We start from the raw sequence: 25,338 nt of genomic DNA on the forward strand, positions 1-25,338 counted from the left end.
TTTCTTCTCAACTCCTTATAACTTCCAATGAACCCTTTAATTTTTTGTGTGAACCTTTCATAACTCCCTGCTAACCTTCAATAAATCTCCTGCACCAATTATGGCAACATGCATTAACCTCAAAATATCCTTTAATTCCCCATTCATTTATAGAGACAAGAATGAAAAAAAGTTATATCCTATATGGAAGCGGATTTTAAGATCGATTTCAGCATTACATGGAGAGGTTGAAAATAGTGAGTACACATAGTAATAACACCAAAAAATTAACCTTATTTGCCATAACGTGGCCGATTTTTATAGAACTTTTACTGCACATGCTCATGGGAAGTGCCGATACGCTAATGCTCAGCCAGTATTCTGATAAATCAGTTGCTGCAGTAGGTGTATCGAATCAAATTCTGCAAATTATCATTGTGATGTTCGGTTTTGTCGCAACAGGAACGGGGATTATTATCGCGCAATATATCGGAGCAAATAAACATAAGAGTGCTTCCGAAGTAACGTCGACTCCCATCACTGTCAATTTATTGTTCGGTGTTGCCCTTAGTTTAGTGCTTGTGATTTTTGCGGATACGTTTCTTAATTGGATGGGGCTACCTAATGAACTAATGGCAGAAGCAAGAAGCTATCTTCAAATCGTAGGAGGATTCTCCTTTATTCAAGCACTTATTATGACGTGTAGTGTCGTGTTACGTAACTATGGATTCACGAAGGATGCAATGTACGTAACTCTCGGCATGAACATTATTAATGTGTTTGGTAACTTTGTTCTAATTTTTGGGGTACTTGGTTTTCCTGAATTAGGAGTAACAGGGGTAGCGATTTCAACCGTAATCAGTAGAGCTATCGGCTTGGTCGTTTTATTCTTCCTCGTATTGAAACGGATGGAAGTAAAATTGCCAATCGCGTCCTTTTTCCATTTACCTAAGGCACATATGAAAAACATTTTAGAAATTGGTGTTCCAGCTGCTGGGGAGCATTTAGCTTACGTAACCTCTCAAATGGTCATTATGTACTTTATTAATATGATGGGGACAGAAAGTATTACAGCAAAAGTCTACACCCAAAATTTAATGATGTTTATTTTTCTATTCTCTGTAGCTGTAGGTCAAGGTACACAAATATTGGTCGGCCATCATGTAGGAGCCAAAGAGAATCAGAAAGCATTTGTTCAATGTATTCGTAGCTTACGAATCGCCATGCTCATATCGTTTTTAATGGGAATTCTTTTCACACTACTCGCCGATTCTTTATTTGGAATATTTACCGATAACCAAGACATCATCACGATTGGTGCACAACTTCTCTTCTTGACGATTATCCTTGAACCAGGAAGAGCATTTAACTTAGTTGTCATTGGATCTTTACGCGCTGCTGGAGATGTCCGATTCCCTGTTTACATGGGGATTCTATCGATGTGGGGCGTGAGCGTAACCTTATCTTATTTCCTAGGTATTGTTTTAGGGTTGGGATTAATTGGGATCTGGATTTCGTTCATTGCGGACGAATGGCTACGAGGCTTGATTATGTTAAGACGTTGGAAATCACGCGTATGGGAAAGAAAATCATTCGTAGGGAATAGGTAGAAAAGTAAAAAGTGCACAAATTCGGATACTTATATCTGTACTATTGATAACTCAAACTCAACTCCAGATAGTTTAACTGAAACTCTTAATATCACACCCGTACGTACCGATATCTTCAAAGGAACTCCAAATAAATAGGAACTAACTGATGAACAAAGGCTACAATCCATTTTCACTTTATGGATTGTAGCCTCATTTTCTGTTTACTTAACCCTTTCCTTAAAATTCACTAATTTTTCGTTCACTTCATCTGCTAAAATAACGATTTTCTTCACATCAGGCTTATCTTTCTTTGCATAAGCAATTAAAGGATAAAGACTCTTCTCAATGTTTATGTAGTCTTTAGGATATTTTTCTTCAACTTGCTTTTCAATCACGTCCCAGTTTTCTCCTAATTCTTTCCCAAGCTTGTTAATCTTCGCCGTATTTTCAGGACTCTTATCCGCGGCCTTTTTCAGTTTTTCATTCGTTTCCAACACTTTGTCAATGCCTTTCACTAGATCGGTTCCGCCCTCATTTTGGACAGTGTTAAAGCCTAAAAGTAGAACGCTTACTGTTAAAAGTGTACCGATTGTTAAAAGTAGTTTTTTCATTTGATCATTCCTCCTTCTCCTTTAAAATTTCCTATTTTCTCATATTCATTCTTAAAAAAGTAAAATAAAAGGAGTAATCTTTCCAATATTAAAAATGGAAAAATTACTCCTTATTTCACCTTTAAAGTCCGTATTTATTGATCATTTCATATAGTTCTAACGTATCTTTTATCTGTTGTATCTGGGTTTGGGATAGAGTCTCATCTCGTGAACTACTATCACCATCATACCGAATCTCTACGGACTCAGCATTTGCAATTTTTTCTAAATCCCCTTTAATGTTACCATCGACTAAACTATTCTTAATTACCCATTCATAAATAGAACCCCAGCCGACTTCACTTCCGCGCTCTCCATAATCTAATTCCCAGCTAAACCGATCTCCATCAACATTAAAGCTGATTTTTTCCATGAAGACCCAATCATCTTGGCTAAATCCGGTAACAACAGATATCGCTGCAATCCCACTATCTAAATCCTGCCCGGCAATTTGAATCATTGGAAAAAATACAAAGCTACCTTGAGGAATATTTAACGTAAATGGATCAATTCCTTTAGGAGAAATACGTGTTATATCATCCATTGAATCATACTGTTGATTCATATTGCTTAACAATGCTTCTCTTTTTTGTTTTACTTGCTCCTCTTGTTGGGCTTTTGTTTCATGGAGAAGTGTCACAATTTCTTCTTTCTTTCCAAGTTCTGATTCCATTTGTTCTAATTGATAAACAGCTTTATCAAGCTCATTATTTGCTTTTAATTTCTCCACTTCAGCTAAACTTTGTTCAAAATATAATTCCTCATATTGGTTTAATAGCTCTATATAAGAATCATCATCAGTAAAATATGCTGTAAAACCTTTTACATAAGTATAAGCATTACTGTATTCTTCCTTTTCCTCTAAAGAAACAGCTTCATTTTTTACTTGTGTTAAAAGGCTTTCATATGACTCATCTATGTAAGTTTGAGCTTGTGCAAATTTTGCATCTTCTTCTATTACCATTGAAAATTCATCTATTGCTAAATCATAGTCTTTATTTTCAATGTGCCTTTCACCATTCGTAAAAGCAACTCTAGAATTAATTAAGCTTTCTAGTTCTATATCTGTTTGGTTTATTTTTTCAATCAGCTTATTTAAACCAAGTACTTTATATCCAGATAGCTGGTTATGTAATGTTTCTACATCAACCTCTTCGTTCTGAAAGCTTTCTTTTAACGCGCCTACTTCTTTAATTAGCTCTTGTTCAATGTTGCGATTAATCTTATCTTTATCTTCTTCTGATAACTCTGTACTTTGTGCTACTTCGTCTAATTTTTCCTTAGCTTGTACGTATTCTTCGTTTTCCACAAAAGAAATAACTTCATTTGTGTTTTCTTTCACTGCTGAACACCCACTTATGAATACAACAAAGAAGGCAGATGCAACAAAAGTTAGTAGTAGTCTTTTCATGTTATGTCCCCCTATTTTCTAACTATGTCCCCATTATTTTAACATAGTTTTTGTCGAAATAGGTCGTTAGTAGCATAAGTAAAATTGGCTTTTCGCAAAGTATTTATGGTGAAAGCCTTAATTTTTCTTATACTTTAATTCTTTCACATAGTTAAACTTTCTTAAAGGACAAAAAAGTAACCACCCATTAACTGAGTGATTACTTCACCTATTTCTTATTTCCCTTCCACTATACTTCCGACAACTTGAGGCACCTTTGCCAATGCTTCATAATCAGCTATGAGTGTAACATTCGGGTGCAATTTCAATGCTGATGCTGGAAATTTATCCTCTGTTTTTCCTGAGACTAACTTCTGCAAAGCATCTGCTTTTTTTGAGCCTGAAGCTAATAATACAATTTCTTTACTTTGCAGGATGCTATCGATTCCCATTGTAATCGCACTTTTAGGTACCTCTTCTACTGTCTCAAAAAAACGGGAATTGGCTTTTCTCGTGGAATCAGCTAGCTTAACGATATGGGTTGAACTATGAAAAGGGGTTCCTGGTTCGTTGAAACCTATATGACCATTAACACCAATTCCTAACAGTTGTAAATCAACTCCAATAGAACGAACGAGCTGCTCGTAACATTGGCACTCTTCATCTAAATTGAAGGCTTTCCCATTTGGTACATACGTATTTTTCTTTAAAATATCTATATGATTAAATAAGTTTGCCTTCATAAAATAACGATAGCTCTGAGGATGATCCTGACCTAATCCAACATACTCATCTAAATTAATGGTTCGGACTTGTGCATAGGAGGTGCCATTTTTTTCGGCATCTTCAATAAGTTTTTGATAAGTACCTTTAGGTGTACTTCCAGTTGCTAACCCTAGAACCGATGAAGGTTTCTTTTTCACTTGCTGAATGATGTACTTAGCTGCTAAGTCACTCATTTCCTGATAATCTCTCACAGCAACAACTTTCACTTACTGGACCCCCTCTCGCTGATAAGGCATCTTTCCTCTACATATCATCAAACACACTTCAACTTCTACAAATCTGCATTCAAGGACAACAAAGGAATTCGTGTTTCATACTTTTTAATTAATGCTTCGTTATGTTCATCAGATCCTTCCATATTCCCACTTAAAAATACGGGAGGTTCAAATTGATGATCAGCCATCAGCTTGATAGATTCTGCAAAAATACTATTTAAAATTGTTGCTCCCACTACTGTTGAGGTAGGCCCAAAAGGTACTTTTACTTTGTCATAGGACAAAATGGCGTCTCCTTTTACAGAGAAATTATCAATAACTAAATCAACGGAATTATATAAATGTTTTCCGCTCTCATGTCGAGATGGTTGGCTTTGAGAATACTCAAGTGAAGTAATCCCAATAACGAACGCCCCTTTTTCTTTTGCATATTGGGCAACATCAACAGGTACAGGATTACGTCCAGATGTAGATAAAACGAACACCACATCGTTAGGCTGAATATCTTGTGCCGCCATAAACGAGGAAGCATAATTATTTTTCCTCTCCAATTGAGACGAACGAAGGGCTCCTTCATGTAACATTAATGGTTCTACAAATATTGGTTTGATCGGAACTAATCCACCTGCACGATAAAACACTTCTTCTGTTAAAATGTGCGAGTGACCGCATCCAAACAATTGAATAACCCCACCATTTTCAATACTTTCCACAACTTTTTTCGCAGCTTCCTGTAGCTGTGCCGATTCATTTTCCAGTACTAGCTTAAGGCGCTCTTCTATTTTTTGAAAATAAGAATTAAGCATACTTATCCCTCCAGTGCTTGCATGATTTTTTCTACTTCAGCAGGAATCGTTCTACCTGTTTGTTTATCAATTGTTGTACCAAAAATATGGGGCATGAACAGCTCAATAGAGTAATCCTTCACTGCGTCAATAATACTTTTTATATTCGCTGCGCTAATACCGCCAGCAGGCTCAATTCCACGAATACCTTTTTCGGCTGCTACCTTTGTCAAATAAGCTAACTCTTCTAAATGGACATTACCTTTTAGTGGCATAAATTTAATAGATTCTATTCCGGTAGCCTTTGCAATTTCCACAAATTCTTCTACTTGTATTTCATATCCAGAAGCCAATTTCACCGTTCCAACATTGCCGCTAGGCGTTACAAGAGCGTTAACCAAATGCGGTAAACCTTTAGCATCTAAATACCCTTTTGCAAAAGAGGTCCGCTCAAAAGGTTGATTAATATGTCCTGGATTAGAAAGTGCAGCTATATCCACTACACGCTGAGCAAACGCAGGATTGCCACCTCCTCCTAAACCAATGGAAACAACGTCGGACACTTCTTTTATTTCACGGACACGATTGGCACCATCTTCTATATGGTCAAAATCAGATGCAACAATACCAGGAACAACAAAACCCTTTCCAGCAGTTACAACTTCTTCTGTATTTTTCTTATCTCGAGCTAAAAAGTTAAACAAAACAAAATCATATAATTTATGCTTAAGCATGGTTGATTCCTTCCTTCAAGTCTTCGATTAACTTGACCATATTTTCTAATGCTACTTGTATTACTTTTTCCCCTTTTTCTTTCGTAGCAAGAGTCGCATCACCAAGTACAGCGGAGTTCGTGAACTCCTCCCACGGTGTCGGTGTCACATCGGCATGCATTGGAATATTCGGTATGTCACATATTGCCTTATTCATTTCTACAAATTCTGGTGCTAAATAGAGCATAAAAGATGTTTCTATTTCACATGCATGAAAATAGGTGCCATGACTAGAAGGGGTCTCTCTTATTTCCTCTACGGGTTTTTTCATCCCAGGGTAAAAAAGATAAAGCACTTTTAAATTAGGATATAAATCATACAGCTTTCTAGCAGCCTCTTTCATCGCCACGGCATTACCCAAATGCCCATTCACCATGGCGAAAACCTTAAATCCTTGTCGGTACAAACTTTCCCCAATGTCCACGATCAAGCTAATTAACGACTCATTGGAAACATTAATACTGCCTGGAAAGTTTTTTAAACTCCATACTTGCCCATAAGGTAGAGTTGGCAAAACAAATGCATCCACCTTTTCCGCTAATTGATCACTTAAACGCTCGGCTAGAAGATTATCGGTCCCCAAAGGCAAGTGAGGACCATGTGCTTCGACAGCCCCAATCGGTAAAATCGCCACTTTTTTATTTACTATTTTCTCTTTCACTTCAAATGAATTTTCAAATTGGAATTTCATCGCTACACCTCAGATGTTTTTCTATTTTTTAAATGTGAAACAACGCGCAGGATTCTCCACAAAAAACTTCTGAATAAGCTTTTCCCCATCAAACCCATTTTGGTTTGCTTCCGCAATAAAACGTGGTACCCATTTTGCAATAATGTATTCCAAACCTAGGCCATAATCGTAATGCTTATAGTACGTTTTACGAGCCGTATCACCGGAAACTAAAATTTGGTTTTCGTACCCTTTTCGCACAAGCTCTAAAATACAATGAATTCTTGTTGATTCTGGTGCATATTTAATTTTCGCAATACCATCAAATGATAAATAAGCACCCGTTTTTGCAATTTGCTCATGGTAAAAAGGATCAGGATTACGATCCATATGACCAAGGCTTAAGTATTCTAGGTTCACATTTTCAGATTTCAACAATTCTATTTGCTCAAGTGCCATCGTCCCAACTTCCGTATGAGAATGAACTGGAGCCTTTGTGATATGGTGAGCACGAGCAACCGCACGCAATGTTTTTTCTTCCAAAGGAGAAATACGGTTATACCCTGTACCAAATTTCACTTGTCCCGCTTTAAAAGGAGTACCCTCTAAACCTTCTTCTACTTCCCGTACAACAAACTCGGTTAATTCATTAATCGTTGCTTTATCAATCCATTCTGCATACGTTTCATAGTTTCCAACGATCGGCTTTAGCTCTTCTTTCATTTTGGCATCCCATAAAAAGCTTTTATTAAATCCAGCAGTACCTACTATATGAATATCTAACTCATCAGATATTTCTTTTACTGCTTGTACATCACGACCATAATCCACTGCCGTAGCATCAACGATAGATCGGCCACCATGACGCTTAAAATCTTCTACGTCCTTTTTAGACTTCTCTTTATCATCTAGCAATAAATCATCAGCACCACGTTGTACCCAATAATCAGGACGACAAACGATATGTTCATGTGAATAAGTAAATCCTAGTTCCTCCGGCTTAATATCTTGCTTTAACGTACGAATAAAACTCATGCTGAAGCCTCCTTAGTTAATCTTCATAATTCCTACTTATTGTTAACAAATGTTGATGTAAAAAACCGACATGGAAAAAACATGTCGGCTTTTATGAAATTGTTTTATTTAATTAGAATAGTAATTGGGAAACGAAACGGATAATTGGACCTAAGATAAACATGTCGGAATCCGCTGCCCACATTGCTGTATCCGGAATAGTAGAACCGATTAATAGTTTTACCATGACAAATTGACCCCAAGCTACAACTGTAGCAGTTGCAAATCCACCTAGTAATGCACCACGTACACCACCAGTTGAGTTACCGAATACACCAGCAGTTGCACCATGGAAGAATAATACGATCATAGTCGGTACAAATACGTAAGCCATTGTTTGGCCTAAGATGACTAACCAGATTAATGCACCAGCAAAAGCTCCTAAGAAACCTAGGATTACTGCGTTTGGAGCAAATGGGAATACTACTGGACAGTCTAGTGCAGGTTTTGCACCAGGAACTAGTTTTGTAGCAATACCGTTAAACGCCGGTACGATTTCCCCGATAAACATCTTAACACCAAGTAATACTACCGCAATACCTGCAGCAAATGTAAACGATTGAATAATTGCATAGATGATAAAGTTTTGGTCACCAGATTGCGCGACAAGCGCTTCTGCTCCAGGTGTACCTTTTAATGATAAGATAACTGCACCAACGGTAAACAAAATACTCATTGTTAAGGCTGTAATAACGTTTGAATCTCTTAAAAACTCAAGACCTTTTGGTAATTTGATTTTCTCAGAATCATTTTCTTTATTACCAAATAATTGTCCTAACCAAGCACCAAGTAATGCAACAATTGCAGAAGTATGACCTAATGCGATATTGTCATTACCTGTTACTTTACGCATGTAAGGCTGTACGATTGCCGGTTGTAGTGTCCAGTAAATACCCATAATAACAGATAAGAACAATACTAATTTCGTGAAAGACACATCACCAACAGCGTCAATAACAACACCTGCAAAAATCATCGTTGTCCAGAACATCATGTGACCAGTTAAATAAATATACTTAAATCTAGTAAATCTCGCCAACAATACGTTAATTAAGAAACCGATAAACATTGCTAGAGTTACAGCAGAACCATATTTAGTAGTGAAAGCTTCTTGCCCTAAAAACTGACCGAAAGAGCTAGCCTCAAGACCAAATACTTCCTTCCACATTGGTTCAAATACAGTCAATGCACCAACGATAACACCAGCACCTGCGTTAATAATTAAGAAACCAATCATTGCTTTAAACGTACCACTGATCGTTTGGCTAAAAGACTTTTTCTGTAAAACTAAACCTAGTAAAACGATCGTACCAAGAAGAATTGCAGGAACTCCGAAAAAGTTGGTTGCTAACCAGGAAATCGCTTCCATTTTCTAATACCCCCTATGAATTTAATTATTAAAATGCTCTTCTAGAGCAGTTTTAATCTCATTTGTGTCAAAATAATTATTTACAATCACAATTTTAGAAGCATGACCTTCTAATGATTGAGCAAGCTCGTTACTTGTAACAATTAAATCCGGATTTTCACTTGAAGCACTTGATACGTCTGTGTTTTCCACATCCGCTTGTACACCCAATTGACGTAATACCGTTTCTACATTAATTCGTAAAATTAAACTAGTTCCTTGCCCTAAACCACATACACATAAAATTTTCATCTAATTTCCTCCTATCATTTGGTTGATTTCTTCATGTGTTTTTACATGTAACAGTTTTTCTACGTTATCTGGATTACCTAACAGCCCCATTAATCTTTGTAATACCGTTAAATGCTCATCGCTTGATGAGGCGCCTAAACCGAAGACAAGCTGTACTGGGTCATTCGAAGCATGCCCGAATTTTACCGGATTTTTTAATCGAACAAAGGAGACAGCTGCTTCATGTACTCCATCCTCGGGCCTTGCATGTGGTAGGGCAATATTCGGTGCTAGCACAAAATAAGGACCATTTTCATTAAAGGACTTAACCATTGCGTCCACATAGGATTCCTCTACCAGATGAGAGGCTGATAAAAGTTTTCCTGTTTCGCGAATAGCTCCCTCTGGTGTATCAATATCAACATCTAATGCAATTAGTGATTCTTCTAAAAACTTCAAGTATCACACCTCCGTACCTTCTAGTTGTTTATTTCATCTGTTTGTATGGTTTTTTCAATATAGGAAAATAACTCTTCCTTTGAACAAGCCTGTAGCATATTTTCAATTGTAGATGGATTAGACATCAGTCGAGTAAACTGCGACAACGCTTTCAAATGTGTTTCGTTGTCAATCGCTGCTAACACGACTACAAAATGTACATCATGCTTTTGTTGATCAGAAAAAGCGACGGATTTTTCTAATCGCAGTAAGCTCATTCCTAGTTTTTGCACACCATGCTCAGGTTTTGCATGAGGAATAGCAATTTTCGGTGCAATGACAATGTATGGCCCTAATTTTTCTACATTACTAATCATTTCTTCTATATACCGATCTGTAATCGAATCATTTTTTATAAGTGGACTAGACGCTACTCTAATCGCTTCTTTCCAATCTTTAACCGAGTGAATCATTTGAATTGTATCTATCGTAATTAATTCCGTTAAAGATGGCTTTATTTGTTTTTTTGTAATGGGTGTACGCGTTAAATATTGCTTTAAATCATCGTATAACTTTGCTTGGTCATGAACAGAAGCATGTCTTTGAATTAAATCCATTAATCCATCAACAGAATACGCTTGTTGCCTTGTATGGTGAAATAGAGAATTTACTTTCTTCAATAAACCTTCTTTTTCAGAGTCGGTTAAAATTGGACTAACAATGAAAACAGGAAGATCTTTTTTGGAAACAGGTGTGGTAGATATAATAAAATCCACATCATATTCTTTTCTCTCAAATTCTCTAACAGACGCTGTCCCGACAATATCAATCGTAGAAAATAGCCCTTCTAATTGTTGCTTTAAAATTTGGGAAGTACCTACACCATTTGCACATACGAGTAAAACCCTTTTGCGAGAAGCAGGCTCTGTTCCTTCCCTTCTCATCCAACCCCCGAAATGAATAGCAATGTAAGCAATTTCATTTTCGTGTACCGGTTTACCGATAATTTTTTCAAAATGATGGACTACTTTTTTCGTTAACGAAAAAATTTCAGGATATCTCGTCTTAATGGATTCTACTAGCTGATTTTGTACCTCTAATCCATATTTGATTCGATAGTAAGCTGGTTTTAAGTGGATTAATAAGTTTTTCACAAGCAAATCCCGATTTTGAAACAAGACACATGCATGCTTCTGAAAATCATCGACAATATGCTCTGCAACTGTTCGTAAATCAGTTGGAACGGCATGAGTTAAAATAACCTCATCTGAATAATTCACTTTCGCACTTAATAAGTGGGTTGTAATATACAATTCCTCATCCTCTGAATAAGGAATATGGAATAATTCCGTTAGTCTTTCACTTATAAATCTTGCTGCTTTAAACTCTTTTGTATCACGAAGTACTTCCTTTTCAATCGTGTCCATTTCAACATATTTACCTTGTGCAACACGTTTACTAAAAAGAACGAAACGGAGACTCAGACTATGAAGGACATCATCTGTAAACTCAATATTTAACACTTTTTCACTTTCGGAAATGACACGATAAACTGCTTTTAAATCATCTACACTAAATAAATTTTCCTCTTCGTCCATTTGATTGTAGGATTTTAAAAGCATTTGCATATCCGAAATGAGGGATTCCCAGTTTTCTTCAGGAACCGCAAGGGATAAGAAGTAGACAATTGCTTTTCGAATATCGGATTCATTTCCACGGATGACATAACCAGTTTTACGGTCAAAGTCTAGCTCCAAATCAAACTTGAGCATTTCCATTTTTAATGTTTTTATGTCCTCAATCGTTGTATTTCTGCTTACTCTTACTTTTTCCATTAGTTGTTCTAAATAAAGCGCCTTTTCACTTGCAAATAAATAGATGGCTATCCAAGCGAACCTTTCTGTGGCAGAAAGTTCATAATGCCAAGCTTTTATCTCTCCTAATTTACTCGGAATGAGCTTTTTCGTTTCCTCATCAAGAATCAAACCTACAGAACGAACTTGTTCAACTATAGAAAGACCTTGTTGTTCTAGCCAATAGTTAATTTTCTCTAAGTCGTAATAAATCGTTCGCCTAGAAACGTTTAATCTCTCTGTTAGCTCCTTGATGGATAAATAAGAATCGGCATGAATCAAATGTGTTAAAACTGCTGCACTACGTTGATCTAATGTCATTCTTTATCCTCCTTGCACAAACTCAACAATGTGCAAAAAAGCTCATAAGCAATTGCTTACTTTTATATTACTTAATTTGCACAAAAACGATAAGACCAAATGATTCCTAACGAAGTGTGCAAAATTGTACCTTATTTCGGGAAGTAGCTTTTGCACATTCGATATAAAATTGGGATTCTGTTAAAATAACCTTTATAAACGCAATAGTAAGGAAGTGTACATAAATGAAGCAAACAATCGGATTTATCGGGTGTGGAAAAATGGCTCAGGCTATGATTGGTGGCATGTTAAGTGAAATCGAACCTTCCAAAATCATAGCAAGCGCAACCTCAAAAGAAACTTTACAAAAAGTAGAAGAACAATTTCACATAAAAACAACTCTACATAATAACGAAGTCGCGAGCAACTCGGATATACTATTTTTGGCGGTTCCACCACATAATTATACGACGGTCATTCAAGCAATCCGTTCTAATATTCTTCCGGATGCTATTATCGTAACCATTGCTGCTGGAATTACTATGACGGATGTTGAAAAAGCATTTGCAAAGAAGGTAAAAGTTGTCCGTACCATGCCAAACACTCCTTCCCTCATTCAAGAAGGCATGAGTGCAATGTGTGCAAACGAGCAAGTAACAGTAGAAGAGCTCAAGTCTGTAAAACATCTATTCGAAAGTTTCGGAAAAGTAGAGATTATCCGAGAGGAACAAATGGATGCCATCCCAGCCATAAGTGGATCTTCTCCAGCTTACGTGTACATGATGATTGAAGCAATGGCAGATGGCGGTGTGAAACAAGGCCTTTCAAGAAACCAGGCATACCGATTAGCTTCCCAAGCAGTATTAGGGGCTGCAAAAATGGTACTAGAAACAGGAAAACACCCAGGGGAATTAAAGGACCAAGTATGCTCGCCAGGCGGCGCAACTATCGCAGCCGTTTCAGAACTAGAGCAACAAGGCTTTCGAGGAGCCGTACAAGCCGCAATGGAAAAATGCACCACTCGCGTCAAACAGTTAGGGGAATAAATGGTGCCTGTCACCACCCGAATTTTGTCGAACACCACTATTTTTATCCATTAAAATAAGCCACTAACTTTGTTGTTAGTGGCTTACTGATTTCAAATTAAAATCCGAAATCTTCCATGAAGCGCTCAACACATTCGCCCTCTTGGAATTCTTTTAATTTTCCATCCATGAATAATTGCTCACACTCTTCCTTGCTTGGTTTTCCACAAGCAGATAAAGGCAGGGTAAAAAGAATGATAGATAAGATGACTGCTAAGTTCTTTTTCATGTACGTTTCCTCATTTCGTTAGATGATTTTGTCAAAGAGACTATCTTATTATTATATCGGTATATTAGTTTAACCTTCAATATTTTTTTGAAATCTTGTGTAAATACATATAATTACACTTCCTCACCTTACTTTGTATTTTAGTACTCAACTTTATCACCTTCAATATTCAATACTTGTCCACTTACTCCAAAGTTTTGCAATAGAAGAATAATCTAGTTCACCATACCCCTCTTTTAGTGCTATGTCATAAACTGTATGTGTTGACTGCATGGAAAATAAAGGAATCTCTAATTCGCTTGCTAATTGCAAAACGAGAGAAGAATCTTTTCTTGCATTTATTGTAGACATTCCTCCTTGAAAATCACTATTTCTGACTCTTTCATTGAATCGATGTTTCAACGGTCTAATCAGAGCAGTCTCGCCTTTTAGTAGATCATATATTTTTTCTGAACTTATTCCTAATTTAACTCCTATTGTTGCAGCTTCTACAATTGTAACCATCACTGAATGAGCAACAGCATTATTTATTATTTTAGCTGACATACCAGCTCCTAAATCACCCATATACTCTATATTTTTTCCTAGCACACTTAATATTTCTCTAGTTTTGTTAATTGTTTCAAGTAAACCACCAACAAGAAAATTAGCATTTCCTTCTGTTACATGAACTATGCCACCAAGAATTGCAGCATCAATTACCCTTAAATTATAATAATTACATATATTACCTATTTCTTTCATATCAGAAGGTAAAAGAGTACTAGTTTCAATAATTATAACTTTTGGAGAAAGATATTTTGCAATTTCAGAAATTACAGTTTTGGAAATTTGGCCTCCAGGTAATGAAACAATTAAATGGTTAATTTCTGACGCTAAAGCATCTAATGAAAGAGGACAATTAATTCCCTCTTTTTTTATTTCCTCAATTTTTGTTTGATCTACATCAAACCCAAGAACTTTATAGTAATTAGACAGCCTTTTTGCAATTACACTGCCCATATTCCCCAGTCCTATTACACCTATAACCGAATCCATACATACACTCCCTATTTTTAAGAAATTAGAAAAGCTGGCACATTAGGTACCAGCAATGATTTCGAAATTGTTGAGTTTTTTTAAAATTGAAACATACTAGACAAACTATTTATAACAATAGGGTACAGACTTATAATCTATCCAAAAATTAGGGTCATGAGTAATATAAAGTTTCCCTTTATTTCTTTTAGCAATATGCAGGAGCTTATTGAGAGATTCTACTGCATTAGGTAGGCTCCAAGTGTTACCAGGCGGAATGTTTTTTTCAATATTTTCTTTTGAGTAAACTGCATCACCAACTAAGACTGCACATTCATTAGGAAGATGGACAATCAATGACTGATGGCCAGGAGTATGACCAAAAGATGTAGTAATATAGACCCCATCTACTACCTCGTAATCTCCCTCAATCAATTGATAATTTAATTCGTGATCAAATTGATGTTTAATATAGATATTAGACACAAATGAGTCTGGATAATATGCAAAGCGATATTCTGATTTTTGCACAAGTATAGTTGATTTCTCAAAGAGTCTATTACCTCCAGTATGATCCCAATGAAAATGTGAATTAACAACGTATAGAATATCATCAGTCTTAACACCAACTTTTTCTAGTTGACTCCTTATATCATTTTCCTTACCAAATGATTTAACAACCTTACTTTTCATTCCCCAAGTTTTCTCTGGTGTTTCTAAGCCATCTGGATCTAAACCCGTATCAAATAATATATACCCATCATCTGTTTCAATTAATACTGATACCACAGGTATATCAATTGGTTCCCCCAGCCCTTGTTTATAGGTTATTAAACTCTTGTCTACTGTGAGTGTACCACATTCTAAGAAATACATACCTTTAACTGCCATTAATACCCTCCTCTTAAACTATAATTTAACCGGAATCTTTTCCAATACTCTTTTAAATGCTTGGTTAAATAGCTCTGGACTTTCTGTATGCGGAAAATGGCCTACATTTTTTAATAACTCAAAATGAAAGTTGCCACTAGACATCTCAACAGTTTTCTTACCAATTTCAGATGGTATAGACCAATCATCTTCACCATGGATGGCGATTAATGGAACTTTTATTTCCTTCATCTTATCTCTTAAGTCTAGTGCTGCGTATGCACGAATATCATTAAACGCAACTTCTGGAGAACATCGCCTAACGTCAAAAGCTATTTCTTCAACTCGGGCTATATCTGTTGTAGGAGAACAGATTGTCCTAAAGTTCACTTCAAACCAATCAGTAGGGTTGATAGACACAAGTTCAAAAACATCTTCACCGTAAGTTCCTGATGTATATGCAGCTCCATCAACTATTACTAACATAGATATTGATTCGGGCTTATGTAACGCCATATATAGTCCAATTCCTCCAGCCATTGAATGTCCCATAACAGAATAGTTTTTTATATTTAGTGTATCCATAAATTTTTCAGTATAAAAAGCGTAGTCTTCCAAATTATCTATTGGACCTGATGGGGCTAACTGGCTTTTTCCATGACCAGGTAAGTCAATGGCAATAACATGAAATCCTAATTCAACCAAAAAAATTGTATTAAAACGCCAAGAGAGAGTATCTTGAGCAGCTCCATGTATTAATAACAGAGTTGGACCCTCATTAGAAAATTCTTCATAATATATTCTAGTATTATTAACTATTAGATACGGCATGCGAACTCTCCTCACTAGCTAGTTTTAAAGATTCACCTATTCTCCAAATGGTTTTCCATATACTTAACATAGCAACGGGATCACCATCAAATTTTAATATTTTATGCCTAAATGCACGATGCATTCCACCGTGTATTCCTCTAATTATCTTATCCCAATCTTCCGCACTTCCACTTACAATAACTAAAGGTTTACTATTATCAAGACTTTTAACAAGCGAAATATTCCCTTTGGAAATATTGAAATAATTTTCATGATTATCACACTTAAGTAATAAATTTAAACTGTAAAATTTTATGTTATTTTTAACAAAGACATCTTTGTTTAAATACTTTTCTACAGACTTTAATAAGTTAAGTGTTAACCCTGTCAAATGGATATCCCCCTTTTATTAAAATCCTCCTAAATAGACTTCCTGTGTCTGAGGATTGTTTAAAACCTCTTTTCCTGTCCCACTCATAATCACTTTCCCAAGATCAAGTACATATGCATGATGTGATATATCTAAAGAAATAGAAACATTTTGTTCTACTAAAAAAATAGTTATTCCTTCTTTATTCAACATAAGTAAAGATTCAAAGATCTTTTCTACTAATATGGGTGCAATACCGAGTGACGGTTCATCAAGTAATAATAATTTAGGATTAGACATTAATCCTCGGCCTATTGCTAACATTTGTTGCTCACCACCACTTAATGTGCCAGCACGCTGGGAAGACCTTTCTTTTAAAACAGGAAATAAGTCAAAAACAAAATTAAATAATTCATCACTTTTAAGTTTGCGAAATTTATTGTCTTTCGCAGCCGTTCCTAATAGTAAATTTTCTTTCACTGAAAGTGCAGGAAATAAAAATCTGCTTTCCGGAACATGAACCATTCCTTTTTTCACTAAAGAATCAGTTGAATGATTAGTTACTTTTTGATCATCAAAATAGATATCTCCCTTTTTTGCAGGTAAAATTCCCGAAATGGTTTTTAATAGTGTTGATTTTCCTGCACCGTTAAGTCCTACTAGAGATACAATTTCTCCTTCATTCACATTTAGAGAAACTTCATGGAGAACATCAATGCCATCATATCCAGCTGATACATTTTTCACCTTAAGCATTAACCTTCCCTCCTCCTAAGTAAGCCTTAATCACTTTTTCGTTATTTCTTATTTCTTCTGGAGTACCTTCAGCAATTTTTTGACCGAAATCTAGTACTACTATTTTTTGAACTAGTTCCATAATAAATTTCATATTATGTTCAACAATTAATATTGACTTACCAGTTTTTTGTATTTCTCTCATTGTATCTACTAAAGTCCTAGTTTCACTATCGTTTAAACCAGCTGCTGGTTCATCCATTAGCAATAATTTTGCATCTGTTGCCAGTACCTTTCCAATTTCGACAAGTCTTTTTTGACCATAAGATATTTCGTTAGGATACTTATCAGCAACATGAGCTAAATTTAGAAACTTTAGAATGTCATTTGCCTTCTCTTTCAATTCTTTTTCACTCTTTTTAACAGAAGGAAGAAATAATAAAGAGTTAAGGAAATTTTGGCCAGAATGAACATGAGCTGCAGTCATAATATTTTCTAGTATAGTCATACCTTCAAAATTTCTAACTAGCTGGAAGGTTCTGGCTAAACCCTTTTGTAGAATTTTATGTGCAGGTTGACCAATAATGTTACTATTATTTAATAATACTTCACCTTCATTTGGTTGATAAAAACCTGAAATACAATTAAACAATGTTGTCTTTCCCGCTCCATTTGGCCCTATTAGCGCAGTGATTTTCCCTTCTTCAACACTAAAACCAACTTGATTAACAGCTACTAATCCACCAAATCTTTTAGTTAAACCTTTAACTTCAAGAAGCATTTTGTACGTCTACCTCACTTTCTTTCCCTGAATATTTCTTCCTGTGAAATAAAAATTTAGATACCTTCTTAAAAATACCCGCCAATCCACCTGGGAAGAATAAGAGAATTACTAATACAATAGAACCATAAATAAACATACTTGCATCTTGAAAGTCATACAAAAACTCTGGCAATACAATAATAAAGATTGCTCCTAAAATTGCCCCAAGGTTACTACCCATTCCACCAACTACTACCATCATTAATAATTGAATAGACACACCTGCACTAAATACTTCAGGAGTTATTACCATAGATAGATGGGCGTACCATATTCCTGCTACTGCAGCAAGCATAGCACTAAAAACAAAAGCATTTACTTTATACTTTTTCACAGGAATACCCAAGGATTCTGCACCATCCTCATCGTCTCTAAGTGCCTGGTGAGATCTACCGATTGATGACTTTGATATATTCATTAGCATCCATATTGCAATAATAGTTGATCCAATAATAAAATAATAAAGATTTTGTGCTATCCATGGTCCTAATAGAGAAACAGTTAATACCGTAATTCCGTCATGCCCTCCAGTTACTGGTATCCATTGTCCTAAAATAGTCTCAACTATAAGTACAAAAGCAAGTGTAGCCATAGCTAAATAGTGGCCTTTTAACTTCAGTATTGGAAAACTTACCAAGTATGCTATTAATCCAGTAAGTACTATAGCAACTATCCAAGCGATATAAAAAGGAACAGCAAATTTAGTTTCTAAAATTGCTGAAGTATAAGCTCCTAATGCATAAAATGCGGAATGTCCGATTGATATTTGACCGGTATAGCCAAACAAAAAATTTAAACCCAACCCTAATAATGAGAAAATAGCTATCATTTCTATTACTCTAATTAAATATGGACTATTCACAAAGGTGGGTAGGAAAAAAAACAATAAGGCTAAAATAAGCAGTAAATATTTAGAATTAAAATTAAACCTACTAAAGTTTTTCAAATTTGCCCACCTCTCTTATGAATGTTCAGGAAATAACCCTGTTGGTTTAACGACTAACATAAATAACATAATTGTAAAAGTTATAGCTTCAGCATAGGATGGAATATAAAAACTGAAAAAGCTTTCAGAAATCCCAATAATTATTCCTCCTATCATTCCTGCATAAATATTACCCATTCCTCCTAGAATTGCAGCAGCAAAACCTTTAACGGCTATGGATAACCCTAGGTAGGGGGAAGCTCCAACAACTGGCGCTATTAACAACCCACCAATACCACTAACGACAGCACTTAAAGTAAAACCGATAGCTAACATTCTTGAAATTTTTATACCACTGACCTGGGCTCCCTCTGTACTGATACTGACAGCTCGTAATGACAGTCCAGTCATTGTTCGATTGAAGAAATACCAAATTGATATGACCAAAGACCAGGATATTATAATAATTAGAAGGTTTTGTGGGAGAATCGTAATATTGCCCAAACTAATTGGATTGTTAGGAATTATTGGTGGGACGCCATATTGTTGTTTTCCCAGCCACAAACCCATGCCTTCAGATAACACTATCCCAAGAGCAATTGTTCCGATTATGATACTAAACATTGAGGCACCTTGTTTTTGTAATGGTTTTACAAGGACATGTTGAAAGATAAAGGCTATAACTATCATAGAGCCAATAACAATAAAAAAAGTGGATAAATAGGAAAATGAATGAAAACTTAATCCAAAGAAAGTCATCATTGCCCCTACCATTACCATCTCACCCTGAGCAAAGTTAACAATCTGTGTGGAATTATAAATAATTAAAAATGCTAGAGCAATAAGTCCGTATATACTTCCTGTTGATATACCAGCAATTAATAACTGCCCATAAACGTCCATAATAAGCTCCTCTCACTAGAAGGTTAAAGAGGGGAAGTTTGACTTCCCCTTCTATTTTAAATTTAAATTATTCCCAACCGGATTCAACTTCATCTGTGTAGAACTCGAAGGCTCCATTTTTTACTTGATTAAAAATAATGTAGTTTTCGTTTACTGCGTTATGTTTATCATCCGTAAAGGAAGCTGTATGATCCATCCCACCTGTGACTGTAGGTATATCTTTTAGACTTTCTAAGGCTTCTATTAAAGCATCTCCACCTTCTCCATCAGACTTTTTAAGAGCAGCAGCTAGTAGATACATAGAATCGTAACCTAGTGAAGAATAAACATGAGTTGGATCATCATTATATTTCTCGTCATACTTCTCTATAAATTCTTTTGCTTCCGGTTTATTTGGATTTATTACTGTCGGTAGAATCATCCCATCTGCTGCGTCTCCTGCTAAATCAACAAACGCTTTCATATTTAGTCCTCGACCACCTACAACAGGTACTTTCCAATCAATTTGTTTAAGTGTTTTCATAAACAATGCTCCCTCGGGTCCAAGGCTAAACACATATACAGCATCTACATTTGCTTCACGAAGTTTAAGTGTTTGAGCAGTAAGATCTTTAGCTCCGACAGGGTGATCAACCGCAATTTCAACATTAAGTCCTTTTTCTTCTAAAATTTTCTTAATACTTTCTGTTCCTGATTGGCCATATGCTGTGTTATCAGCAATTACTCCAATATTCTGATGACCTTCTCCAATTAAAAATTCTGCTAGAGCTCTAATATCATAAGAGTTATCCTCAGTCATCCGGAAAGTAGTGGGAAACGTTGCACTATTTGGATCAATTAGTGTATCGTTCATTGCAATTGTTATTAATTCGGGAACGCCATATTGTGCTATTACTTCACTATTAGCTTTAACAGTACCTGAGTTAGGCCCACCTAAAATAGCAACAACCTCATCTTCATTAATTAATTTTTGAGCTTGTGTTGCTGAAGTTGCTGGATCTGCTTTATCGTCAGCTGCTATAAGTTCTATCTGTCTTCCATTTATTCCTCCATCAGCATTAATTTCATCAACTGCGAGTTGAATACCATTTTTACCAGGTACACCCATGGTCGAAGAACCCCCAGAAAGTGCTCCTATATACCCCACCTTGATAGGATCATCTGCACCAGAAGATCCCTGGGTACTTGAACTGTTACACCCCACAAGTAGTAATCCAAATGACAACACTAAAATTAATGAAAAGATTTTTAACTTTCTCATAAATAAATCCTCCTTTTTTCATCGATTTTATAATAAATGTTTTGTAAATTAGTTCACTAACCTACCCCATTTTTCATAGAGTTTTAAGACTGCAACAATATCTTCTTGCCCAAATCCTTCTGATTTTGCGATACGATAGATTTGTTGAACTAAGCTGGCAATTGGTGAGGGGACATCTAAACTTTTTGATAAATCTAATCCAAGAGAAACATCTTTTTCACCTAATTCGACTGAAAATCTACCCTCAAAATCTCGTTGCAACGCATTAGGAAAGCGCTTACTAAAATGGTGAGAACGACCCCCACTTTGGTTTAAAACATTAAAAAGTAGCTCTGGATCAATTCCAAACTTTAATCCAATTGAAAAGGCTTCAGCTGCTACAGCAACATTTCCCATAGTCATTAAATTATTTACTACCTTAACCGCTTTAGCATCTCCAGGCTTTCCAACGTAATGCACTTGTTCACCAAAACAGCTGATAAGTGGTTGTAATCTATTAATAACCTCCTTATTTCCACCTGCCATTAAAACTAATTTACCGTTTTTGGCTTCTTCCGGGCTTCCACTCACAGGAAGATCAATTAAGAAAGATTCTTTATTAGAAACTTGGGTATCTAAATCTTTTATATAACCAGGATCTATTGTGCTCATTTCAATAAATATAGTGCCATGCTCTACTTTGTTTAAAATTGTTTCATATACTTCTCTAACAATATCTGTATTAGGTAGACTTGTTAAAATTATATTAGACTTAGCTGCAATATCTATTAGATCATTTGCTACTTCTGCCCCCATTTCCTTTAATAGGATTGTAACTTTAGGATTAACATCATATACAATTACGTTAAAACCTTTACTTACAATGGATTCTGCAACTTTCCCACCCATATTTCCTAAACCAACTACCCCAACTTTCCATTCATTAGCTTCCATATTCTCACGCCCCCTTTCCTGAAATTATTTTCCTGCATTAACATGATTACAATAGTGTTAAATAAACCAAAAAAGTTAAACTTTGATAGAAAATGGATCCCTTTCTTCTTCACTAAGATCAATCATTACATTTTTAATTTGGGTGTATTCAAGAAGGGCGTGTAAACCTCGTTCTTTCCCATATCCACTATTTTTCACTCCACCAAAAGGTGCTTGTGCTGCACTTGTTCGATAAGTATTAATCCAAACTGTACCCGCGTTAAGTTTTTTTGCCATTTTATGGGCTCTTGAAATATTGCGAGTCCAAACTCCTGAAGCCAGGCCATATTCAGAAGAATTTGCTATATGTATAGCTTCATCCTCGTCTTCAAATGGTATGACACTCAGTACAGGACCAAATATTTCTTCTTGAGCAATTTTCATATTGTTGTTAACATTTGCAGCCACTGTTGGTAAAATGAAGAATCCGTCTGAAAGGCCCTCCTTTTCAGCTTTTTTACCGCCTACAATAATTTGTGCACCCTCGTCATTACCTTTACCAATCATAGATAGTATTCTTTCAAACTGAACCAAATTGGCAACTGGTCCCATTTGAGTATCAGGATTAAGCGGATCCCCTAAAACAATTTCACTAGCACGTTTTGCTAGGTTGGTTACTACTTCATCATAAACTTTGTTTTGTACCAACAACCTTGAACCTGCAATACAAGTTTGACCTGACGCTCCAAAAATACCAGCAATAGCACCAGTTACGGCATTTTTCATGTGGGCATCTTCAAAGATTATATTTGGTGATTTACCTCCAAGTTCAAGGGTGCAAGGTATTAGATTTTTACTTGCATTTTCTGCAATTATTTTTCCAGTTGATGGACCTCCAGTGAAGCTTATCTTATTTACACTTTGACTTTGAGTAAGCAGTGCACCAACTTTTCCATCACCTGTAACAATATTTACTATCCCCTTTGGAAAACCTGCTTCTTCTATTAATTTTCCAAGTTCAAGAGTAGTAACGGAGGTGTGTTCAGATGGTTTAATCACAACTGTATTACCTGCAGCAAGTGCTGGTGCAAGTTTGTTTGTTAGAGTTTGAATAGGTGAATTCCATGCAGAAATTAATACTGTAACTCCAAGAGGTTCTCTTAAGGTGTAGTCAAACAAGTTGAGGTTGTCTAAAGGAATAGTTTCACCTTGTAGTTTATCTGCAAAACCAGCAAAAAAACGAAAATTCCTTGCTGCAAAATGCATTTGATTTTTAGTTTCCCTTATCACCTTGCCATTGTCGGTTGACTCTAGTATTGCAAGTCTTTCGGCATTTTTATCAATAAGATCAGCTAGTTTAAATAATAAATTAGCACGAGTGTATCCATTAGTTTGGCTCCAAGTTATTTCAAAAGCCTTTCTAGCAGCTCCAATAGCTTCCTCGATGTCTACAGAAGTTGCTTGGGGAATTTCAGCCCACGGTTTTTGGTTGAATGGATTTATTGAGTAAAAAGTTTCCTCACTTGAACTGTTTATCCAGCTCCCATTCACTAGCATTTGGTAGCGCTTCAAAAACACCCCTCCAATTAGCATTTATTTTTAATTATCTGTATATTTAGACATTTTATATTAATCTAGATATAAATAACAATAGCTTTTTTTTATTTGATACCATTAATATTTTTTATATAGACTTAATCTTCATTTAATATTTAATTATTTCACACAAGTTGTCCCTTCACATAATTAGCTGCTGACTTTCCTGCGGTCTTTCCAAATACAGCACCTGACATTAATCCTGTTCCACCAGGATAATTTTCATAGAAGATCCCACCAATCATTTCCCCAGAAGCATAAAGACCCTTAATAGGCTGATCATTTTTATTAAGTACCTCTGCATTAGTATTGGCTTTTACTCCTCCAAAGCAGAAAGTAACACCACATGTTACCGGAAAAGCATAATATGGAGGTTGTTCTAATCTTAAAGCCCAATTTGATTTAGGTGGCATAATCCCTTTTGTACCTTTTCCATCTTTTTCGGAAGGTTCATATTTCCCATTTTGTACTGACTGGTTATATTCTTTAATTGTTTTTAAAAATTGTTTTTTATTGACGTCCAGTTGGTCAGCAAGTTCTTCAAGTGAATTGGCCTTATAAGATGTTGCTTCATCACGGTCATATTCATCTCTAAGCATTTCTCTTACTTGGGCATCATATATTTGATAAGCCACTTGATCAGGTTGCTTTAATACTTCACGTCCATACTTTGCATACGTGTAATTCCTGAAATCAGCCCCCTCATCGACAAAACGTTCACCATTCTTGTTAAGCATAATTCCAAGTGGATAAGAATGTTTCTTAAAAATATCACCTGGTTTTGTAAAATCACCTACTTTCGGAGCATTAGCATCAGTCCCAATAGAATGACACATACTCCAATCTCCAAATGGTTGAGCTCCAACTTCAAATGCCATTGATAGACCATCACCTGTATTAAATTCAGTTCCCCGTACAATAGCCTTATCCCAGATATCACCTAAATTATCTGCTCTTAGTTTATTGTTCGCTTCAAAACTTCCACATGCTAAAATAACACTTTTAGATTTGACAATTACTTCTTCATTTTTCTTATTGACTACAATACCCGCAACCTCACCATTAGCCATAACAATTTTCTTTGCGGGTGATTCATACCAAACATCAATTCCAAGTTCTTCAGCTCGTTCGTTTAATTTTTCAATAAGTCCAACACCCTTATCCCTTGTTTTGACAGGTAATCCACCCCAAAAATTGTAAATACCATCTTTGAAAAAGGATTGATTATCAAAAATTAGATCAAATTCAATATTGTGCTTGTGCATCCATTTAATCGTTTCAAAAGATTCATTTACCAAATAACTTGCTAATTCTGGTTCCGACTTATTGCCTGTTGCTTTCATCAAATCTCCATGGAAAAGTTTTTTAGTATAAGCGGGCATGTTAATTCTTGCTGCAAGTTCATCTGTAATACTAGGTATTACTTTTCTTAGATCTTCTAAACTATTGAACGCAAAACGTATAGCACCGTCTGTAAAGAAAGAATTTCCTCCCCTTTTATTTTTGGGACCTTTTTCTAAAACAAGTACTTTTGCCCCATTTTCACAGGCTGAAAGTGCTGAACAAAGTGCAGCATTTCCTGCACCTACTACCACAACATCATAAATCCATTCTGAGTGGTTCGACAATTAAGATCACCTCTGAACAATTTTAAT

General features: G+C 35.8%; 26 protein-coding genes. 2 read left to right on the top strand and 24 right to left on the bottom strand.

Features of this window, described 5'->3' with window-relative positions; genetic code table 11:
• The first annotated feature begins 236 nt into the window (after positions 1 to 236).
• Positions 237 to 1,589, top strand: coding sequence for an MATE family efflux transporter (locus HNQ94_RS10520; RefSeq protein WP_246199974.1), 1,353 nt, complete (start codon positions 237 to 239; stop codon positions 1,587 to 1,589).
• 203 nt (positions 1,590 to 1,792) lie between these two features.
• On the opposite strand, the gene HNQ94_RS10525 is transcribed toward HNQ94_RS10520, so the two are convergent.
• The 11 genes from HNQ94_RS10525 to HNQ94_RS10575 form a co-directional block, all read right to left on the bottom strand.
• Positions 1,793 to 2,182, bottom strand: a complete 390-nt coding sequence (locus tag HNQ94_RS10525) for a hypothetical protein (protein ID WP_174495962.1) — start codon at positions 2,180 to 2,182, stop codon at positions 1,793 to 1,795.
• Positions 2,183 to 2,303: 121 nt separating this feature from the next.
• Positions 2,304 to 3,632 carry a hypothetical protein gene (locus HNQ94_RS10530; RefSeq protein ID WP_174495961.1) on the bottom strand — a complete coding sequence of 443 codons (1,329 nt, stop codon included), beginning with the start codon at positions 3,630 to 3,632 and terminating at the stop codon, positions 2,304 to 2,306.
• Between the two features lie 215 nt (positions 3,633 to 3,847).
• Complete coding sequence (nagB, locus tag HNQ94_RS10535) at positions 3,848 to 4,603, bottom strand: glucosamine-6-phosphate deaminase (RefSeq protein WP_174495960.1); 756 nt, start codon at positions 4,601 to 4,603, stop codon at positions 3,848 to 3,850.
• Positions 4,604 to 4,668: 65 nt separating this feature from the next.
• Positions 4,669 to 5,418, bottom strand: a complete 750-nt coding sequence (locus tag HNQ94_RS10540; RefSeq protein ID WP_174495959.1) for an SIS domain-containing protein — start codon at positions 5,416 to 5,418, stop codon at positions 4,669 to 4,671.
• 2 nt (positions 5,419 to 5,420) lie between these two features.
• Positions 5,421 to 6,131 carry a KDGP aldolase gene (locus tag HNQ94_RS10545; RefSeq protein ID WP_174495958.1) on the bottom strand — a complete coding sequence of 237 codons (711 nt, stop codon included), beginning with the start codon at positions 6,129 to 6,131 and terminating at the stop codon, positions 5,421 to 5,423.
• Positions 6,124 to 6,861: a creatininase family protein gene (locus HNQ94_RS10550; RefSeq protein ID WP_174495957.1), complete on the bottom strand. Its 738-nt coding sequence runs from the start codon at positions 6,859 to 6,861 to the stop codon at positions 6,124 to 6,126. Before HNQ94_RS10550 ends, HNQ94_RS10545 begins: the two co-directional genes overlap by 8 nt.
• 21 nt (positions 6,862 to 6,882) lie before the next feature.
• Positions 6,883 to 7,875 carry a phosphotriesterase family protein gene (locus HNQ94_RS10555; RefSeq protein WP_174495956.1) on the bottom strand — a complete coding sequence of 331 codons (993 nt, stop codon included), beginning with the start codon at positions 7,873 to 7,875 and terminating at the stop codon, positions 6,883 to 6,885.
• 112 nt (positions 7,876 to 7,987) lie between these two features.
• A complete protein-coding gene (ulaA, locus tag HNQ94_RS10560) occupies positions 7,988 to 9,283 on the bottom strand; it encodes a PTS ascorbate transporter subunit IIC (RefSeq protein ID WP_174495955.1) in 1,296 nt (431 codons plus the stop codon).
• Positions 9,284 to 9,304: 21 nt separating this feature from the next.
• On the bottom strand, positions 9,305 to 9,574 hold the full coding sequence (locus HNQ94_RS10565) for a PTS sugar transporter subunit IIB (RefSeq protein WP_174495954.1): 270 nt from the start codon (positions 9,572 to 9,574) through the stop codon (positions 9,305 to 9,307).
• Complete coding sequence (locus HNQ94_RS10570) at positions 9,575 to 10,012, bottom strand: PTS sugar transporter subunit IIA (RefSeq protein WP_174495953.1); 438 nt, start codon at positions 10,010 to 10,012, stop codon at positions 9,575 to 9,577. It lies immediately after the preceding gene.
• A 20-nt stretch (positions 10,013 to 10,032) separates the two neighbouring features.
• The gene (locus HNQ94_RS10575; protein ID WP_174495952.1) at positions 10,033 to 12,165 is read right to left on the bottom strand and encodes a BglG family transcription antiterminator; all 2,133 of its coding nucleotides are present in this window, start codon (positions 12,163 to 12,165) and stop codon (positions 10,033 to 10,035) included.
• Positions 12,166 to 12,389: 224 nt separating this feature from the next.
• Between HNQ94_RS10575 and proC the strand changes: the two genes are divergently transcribed.
• Complete coding sequence (gene proC / locus HNQ94_RS10580; RefSeq protein WP_174495951.1) at positions 12,390 to 13,190, top strand: pyrroline-5-carboxylate reductase; 801 nt, start codon at positions 12,390 to 12,392, stop codon at positions 13,188 to 13,190.
• Between the two features lie 97 nt (positions 13,191 to 13,287).
• On the opposite strand, the gene HNQ94_RS10585 is transcribed toward proC, so the two are convergent.
• The 13 genes from HNQ94_RS10585 to tcuA all read right to left on the bottom strand — a co-directional run bounded on the left by HNQ94_RS10585 (position 13,288) and on the right by tcuA (position 25,311).
• Positions 13,288 to 13,458 carry a hypothetical protein gene (locus HNQ94_RS10585; RefSeq protein WP_174495950.1) on the bottom strand — a complete coding sequence of 57 codons (171 nt, stop codon included), beginning with the start codon at positions 13,456 to 13,458 and terminating at the stop codon, positions 13,288 to 13,290.
• 162 nt (positions 13,459 to 13,620) lie between these two features.
• Entirely contained in the window at positions 13,621 to 14,496 is an 876-nt protein-coding gene (locus HNQ94_RS10590) for an NAD(P)-dependent oxidoreductase (protein WP_174495949.1), read from the bottom strand.
• A 105-nt stretch (positions 14,497 to 14,601) separates the two neighbouring features.
• Positions 14,602 to 15,366 (bottom strand): N-acyl homoserine lactonase family protein, encoded by a 765-nt coding sequence (locus HNQ94_RS10595; RefSeq protein WP_174495948.1) that lies wholly within the window; start codon positions 15,364 to 15,366, stop codon positions 14,602 to 14,604.
• Between the two features lie 18 nt (positions 15,367 to 15,384).
• Positions 15,385 to 16,176: an alpha/beta fold hydrolase gene (locus HNQ94_RS10600; protein ID WP_174495947.1), complete on the bottom strand. Its 792-nt coding sequence runs from the start codon at positions 16,174 to 16,176 to the stop codon at positions 15,385 to 15,387.
• A complete protein-coding gene (locus tag HNQ94_RS10605) occupies positions 16,157 to 16,549 on the bottom strand; it encodes an SCP2 sterol-binding domain-containing protein (RefSeq protein WP_174495946.1) in 393 nt (130 codons plus the stop codon). Before HNQ94_RS10605 ends, HNQ94_RS10600 begins: the two co-directional genes overlap by 20 nt.
• 18 nt (positions 16,550 to 16,567) lie before the next feature.
• Complete coding sequence (locus tag HNQ94_RS10610; RefSeq protein WP_174495945.1) at positions 16,568 to 17,284, bottom strand: ABC transporter ATP-binding protein; 717 nt, start codon at positions 17,282 to 17,284, stop codon at positions 16,568 to 16,570.
• A complete protein-coding gene (locus HNQ94_RS10615; RefSeq protein WP_174495944.1) occupies positions 17,277 to 18,044 on the bottom strand; it encodes an ABC transporter ATP-binding protein in 768 nt (255 codons plus the stop codon). The genes HNQ94_RS10610 and HNQ94_RS10615 overlap by 8 nt, the downstream gene beginning before the upstream one ends.
• Positions 18,034 to 19,032: a branched-chain amino acid ABC transporter permease gene (locus tag HNQ94_RS10620; protein WP_174495943.1), complete on the bottom strand. Its 999-nt coding sequence runs from the start codon at positions 19,030 to 19,032 to the stop codon at positions 18,034 to 18,036. The genes HNQ94_RS10615 and HNQ94_RS10620 overlap by 11 nt, the downstream gene beginning before the upstream one ends.
• Positions 19,033 to 19,047: 15 nt before the next feature.
• Complete coding sequence (locus HNQ94_RS10625) at positions 19,048 to 19,914, bottom strand: branched-chain amino acid ABC transporter permease (protein ID WP_174495942.1); 867 nt, start codon at positions 19,912 to 19,914, stop codon at positions 19,048 to 19,050.
• A 67-nt stretch (positions 19,915 to 19,981) separates the two neighbouring features.
• Positions 19,982 to 21,175 (bottom strand): ABC transporter substrate-binding protein, encoded by a 1,194-nt coding sequence (locus HNQ94_RS10630; RefSeq protein WP_174495941.1) that lies wholly within the window; start codon positions 21,173 to 21,175, stop codon positions 19,982 to 19,984.
• Between the two features lie 48 nt (positions 21,176 to 21,223).
• Positions 21,224 to 22,108 carry an NAD(P)-dependent oxidoreductase gene (locus HNQ94_RS10635; RefSeq protein WP_174495940.1) on the bottom strand — a complete coding sequence of 295 codons (885 nt, stop codon included), beginning with the start codon at positions 22,106 to 22,108 and terminating at the stop codon, positions 21,224 to 21,226.
• A gap of 75 nt (positions 22,109 to 22,183) precedes the next feature.
• The gene (locus tag HNQ94_RS10640; protein ID WP_246199973.1) at positions 22,184 to 23,659 is read right to left on the bottom strand and encodes an aldehyde dehydrogenase; all 1,476 of its coding nucleotides are present in this window, start codon (positions 23,657 to 23,659) and stop codon (positions 22,184 to 22,186) included.
• Between the two features lie 149 nt (positions 23,660 to 23,808).
• Positions 23,809 to 25,311 carry an FAD-dependent tricarballylate dehydrogenase TcuA gene (gene tcuA, locus HNQ94_RS10645; protein WP_174495938.1) on the bottom strand — a complete coding sequence of 501 codons (1,503 nt, stop codon included), beginning with the start codon at positions 25,309 to 25,311 and terminating at the stop codon, positions 23,809 to 23,811.
• Positions 25,312 to 25,338 lie beyond the last annotated feature (27 nt).

The organism is Salirhabdus euzebyi (assembly GCF_014207435.1).
GTDB lineage: Bacteria > Bacillota > Bacilli > Bacillales > Alkalibacillaceae > Salirhabdus > Salirhabdus euzebyi.